Annotated in this window: 2 protein-coding genes and 1 pseudogene; 2 read left to right on the top strand and 1 reads right to left on the bottom strand. The window is 62.7% G+C overall.

Annotation, left to right across the window (positions count from 1 at the left end):
* Together BIS11_RS15750 and BIS11_RS15745 are read left to right on the top strand one after the other, a co-directional pair.
* On the top strand, window positions 1–161 hold a 161-nt coding region (locus BIS11_RS15750; protein WP_301286491.1), incomplete at its 5' end, for a glycine betaine ABC transporter substrate-binding protein.
* Between the two features lie 188 nt (window positions 162–349).
* Complete coding sequence (locus BIS11_RS15745) at window positions 350–1,990, top strand: BCCT family transporter (protein ID WP_253424425.1); 1,641 nt, start codon at window positions 350–352, stop codon at window positions 1,988–1,990.
* Between the two features lie 73 nt (window positions 1,991–2,063).
* Here the strand turns inward: BIS11_RS15745 and BIS11_RS15740 are convergent.
* A pseudogene (locus BIS11_RS15740) lies at window positions 2,064–2,222 on the bottom strand (3'-5' exonuclease); the annotation flags it as partial.

Here is a 2,222-nt window from a genome sequence, read left to right as displayed (position 1 = left end):
TGCCCGAAGCCTACGCGATTCTCGATGCCTTCGAGTGGACGCCGGAGCAGATGGGCGAAGTGATGCTGATGAACCAGGAGGAAGGCAGCGACCCGCGCGAGAACGCCAGGCAGTGGGTCGAGGAGAACCAGGATGTCGTCGAGCAGTGGATCGACGGCTGATGCAAAGCCCGTCCAGCGCAGGATGAAGTCATCCTGCGCACGGTTGTAAATATTTTGTACAGACATACTAAAACTTGTACAAACCAGCATCGACGTTTGCTATTTTTAACGCACGCGTGCCCGAGACTTGCCGACCTCGTCGACCGGCGGCAAGCCTCGGGCTTTCGTTTCAAAATGGAGAAGACCCAGTGGATAACGAGAAGTCCAACCACTCCCCGGATGAGCCGGTCGGCGAGGGAATCCCCTCCCCGGATGGCCCGGCCAACCTCATTGATACCGATTACGTCATCGGCCAGGACAACTTCACCCGCGAAGCCATGGGGTTCAAGCTCGACCTGCACGGCAAGGTATTCACGATCTCGGCGATCGTGGTGTCACTGTTCGTCATCCTGACGCTGGCACTGCAGGATGACATTGCCCACGTCTACGACAGCATCTTCGCGTTCCTGACCGGCAACCTGGCCTGGTTCTTCATGCTGGCCGCCAACGTCTTCGTGATCCTCTGCCTGGGGTTGATCGTCTCGCCATTGGGCAAGATCCGTATCGGTGGCGCCGACGCCAAGCCCGACTACACCTATACGGGCTGGTTCTCGATGCTGTTTGCCGCCGGCATGGGGATCGGTCTCATGTTCTTCGGCGTCAACGAGCCGCTGACCCATTTCGGCACCTCCTTCGAGGGGACCGCGGGCGCCCCGCTCGGCGGCGCCGAGGGTGACGCGGCGGCGGCGACGGCGCTGGGCATGGCGGCGACCATCTACCACTGGGGCCTGCACCCCTGGGCGATCTACGCCGTGGTGGCGCTGTCGCTGGCGCTGTTCTCCTTCAACAAGGGGCTGCCGCTCTCCATGCGTTCGGTGTTCTACCCGATCCTGGGCGAGCGGGTATGGGGCTGGCCGGGCCACGTGATCGACATTCTGGCGGTCTTCGCCACGCTGTTCGGTCTCGCGACCTCGCTGGGTCTCGGCGCTACCCAGGCGGCGGCGGGCCTGACCTACCTGTTCGGCGCGCCGGAAAGCGACGTGACCATGATCCTGTTGATCATCGGCATCACCATCATCGCGATCGGTTCGATCATCGCCGGCGTCGACAAGGGCGTCCAACTGCTTTCCAAGATCAACATCGCGCTGGCCGCGGCGCTGCTGTTCTTCGTGATCGGCGTGGGCCCGACCCTGTTCATCGCCACCGGCTTCTTCGAGAACCTCTACCACTACGCCATCAACCTGCCGGCGCTTTCCAACCCGTTCGGTCGCGAAGACACCGGCTTCGTGCAGTCCTGGACCGCCTTCTACTGGGCGTGGTGGATCTCCTGGTCGCCCTACGTCGGCATGTTCATCGCGCGGGTCTCGCGTGGCCGCACCGTCCGTGAGTTCCTGATCTCGGTACTCATCGTGCCGATGCTGGTCTCGGTATTGTGGATGACCACCTTCGGTGGCACGGCGATCGACCAGTTCGTGAGCCAGGGCATCGACGCGGTACGCCAACAGGGGGTCGACCTGCAGCTGTTCGTGATGCTCGAGCAGTTGCCGCTGTCCCAGATCACCTCGTTCCTGGGTATCGTGCTGGTCATCGTGTTCTTCGTGACCTCGTCGGACTCCGGGTCGCTAGTGATCGACTCCATCACCGCCGGTGGCAAGGTCGATGCGCCGAAGCCGCAGCGGGTCTTCTGGGCGCTGATCGAAGGGGCGATCGCCATCGCGCTGCTGCTGGGTGGCGGCCTGACGGCACTGCAGAGCATGGCGGTCTCCACCGGCCTGCCCTTCACCATCATCCTGCTGGTGTCGTGCTACGCCATCGTCAAGGGCCTCATGAGCGAGCCCAGGGCGGTCTGAACCACGCAGCAGTCAGTACGCAACACGAAAACGGGCAGCCCAGCTGCCCGTTTTTTATGCCTCTTCGAGAACATCAGCACCAGAAGCGCTCGAGCGGCGTCTCGGGGCTGTAGTGATACGCGACTTGAGCCTGGAAGAGCTCGGCGGTGGCCAGTGCGTCGGTTAAGGCATGATGCCCCTGGTAGCTCGGAAGCCCATAGCGCTGGCGGCTCGCATCGAGGCGAATCGACAC

Origin of the sequence: Halomonas sp. 707D4, from assembly GCF_024158685.1 — a bacterium.
Taxonomy (GTDB): Bacteria; Pseudomonadota; Gammaproteobacteria; order Pseudomonadales; family Halomonadaceae; genus Vreelandella.
This window is presented reverse-complemented; position numbering and strand designations above follow the sequence as displayed.